Here is a 1,915-nt window from a genome sequence, read left to right as displayed (position 1 = left end):
ACCAGAACAAAGCCTTTACTGCCGGCTTCGTCGGCAAATTGCGCACCGTGTACGATCAGGGTTTGCGGTCCATCACTGCGCTCCAGTTGCAGCTCTTTTTGCATACCGGTGCGGGGATGTTCCACCCACTCGGTCACCAGCCTCCAGAGCGGTTCGAGAACGGCCCCGTCCTGCAGTTCTTGCAAAGCCCGGCCCTTGGGTAAATCTTCCTGCAGAATCTGGACAGCTGCCGCATTGATTTCTGCCAGACAATGCTCGCCATCAAAGGTGAGAATGCCGCTGGATAATTGTCCCAACATGGTTTCCAGATAGAGCCGGCGCTGCTCTGCCTGCTCCTGAGCGGCGGCCGCCTGCTGTTTGGCGCGGGCAAGCTGGCGCGTCATATTGTTGAAGGAGTGCAGCAAAACGCCCAACTCATCCTGACTGGCAATGGTTTGCAGGGGGATAAATTCGCCCCGGGCTACGGCCTGGGTGCCTGCAGCCAGCCGGGCAATAGGGGCCGTCAGCCGCCGGGCCAGATGCAGCCCCATCCACACCGCAGACAAAACTGCCAGGAGCAGCGCTACGGCCAGACTGAGCTGAAAAGCCGTTTTCATGGGCTCACGCATCAGCATGAGCTGATGGTAGCGGGTATAAGCCACCTGTACGGCTTCTGCCGCCTTGGTGAGCTGTTCGGGAATGGGCTGCTCCACATAGAGCATGCGGTTACTTTCACCCAGATGTGGGCTCAGAACGGGAATCAGCGCCTTGACCAGCAGGCTGCCATCCGCTTCAGGCTCAATATTTGCGGTTGGATGCCCTTCATCAGACAGGATTTCCTGACGCGGCAGGCGCGGTGCCAGGGCCAGATTATTACTGCTGGTGGCAATAATCCGGTTATCACTGGAAAACAGGGTGACACTGCTCAAATGGTACTGATCACGCAAGGCAATGACGGTGAGGATGGCGTTACTATCTGATTCACCCACCAAAGCCTGGGCGATGCTCTCGGCAGCCAGCAGCGTCGAATTGCGATAACGGTCAATGCCGGCCTTGGCTACATTCAAAGCCTGGTCCAGAGCACTTTGCACGGCCGAACTGAACCAGGAATCAACCCCCCGATTCAGATACTGCCAGGAAAATCCGAAAACCACGGCCGCAGGCAGAAAACTCAACAGGGTGATGATGATCACCAAACGCGTGGCGAGCTGACTGCCTACTTCTCCCCGACGCAGCCGGACCAATAGCGCCACCACGGAAACCAGCACCAAAACCAGCAAAAAAAGGACGATGCCTGCTGAAATGACCAGCATAGGGACAAAATAGCGGCTCAGGGGCCCGCCCGCGCTGGTAAAAAAATTGATCGCCAGAAAGCCTAAAATGGCCAGAAGCAATAAAATGGCACCCCAGCGCGGGCCAACCTTCTGGCGTTCCGGCGCCGCGCCGGCACTGAGGGCGCGTAACCAGTTTCTCAGTTTGAAAGGAGCGCGCTGACGGTCCATGGGGACTCCAGTTTCCAGTGATCCAGCAATGCACGCAGGCGCAGAGGGACAGGCAGAGCCTGTATATCCACATAAACCCGCAGCGCTACCTGTCCCCGTGCCGCGCCCTGTTGCAAAGGCAACTCGAAATCATGAATCTGCTTCAGGACGCTGACAACATCCTGCCAATGATTGAATAAGCGCATGGTGCCTGCTGCATTTTTCAGTGCGTATTGATTGGTCAGCGGATAATAGTGAATTTGCCAGCGGGCTTCTTTTTGCGCATGGGTGCCCAGACCGGTAATAAAGGAAAATGGTTCGGGTTCCCGCCATTCCGCTTTTACGACCCAGATCAGGGTCTGGCCCTGATCGAGAATTTCCTGCAGCAGGTCTTCTTTAGTGATTTGCACCTGAGCATTGATTTTCACCCGGTTCATTTCTGGCGCGACCTGTAA

At 56.3% G+C, this 1,915-nt stretch carries 2 protein-coding genes; both read right to left on the bottom strand.

Annotated features, from left to right (window positions below):
* The coding region (locus AC2VLY_RS11110; protein ID WP_486922284.1) for a HAMP domain-containing protein at nt 1–1,481 on the bottom strand (1,481 nt) is incomplete at its 3' end.
* A partial coding sequence (locus AC2VLY_RS11105) for a DUF4390 domain-containing protein (RefSeq protein ID WP_486892825.1) occupies nt 1,451–1,915 on the bottom strand: 465 nt, incomplete at its 5' end. The genes AC2VLY_RS11105 and AC2VLY_RS11110, both read right to left, overlap by 31 nt.

The sequence above is a fragment of the Acidithiobacillus sp. TH-A36 genome (assembly GCF_057473445.1).
This window is presented reverse-complemented; position numbering and strand designations above follow the sequence as displayed.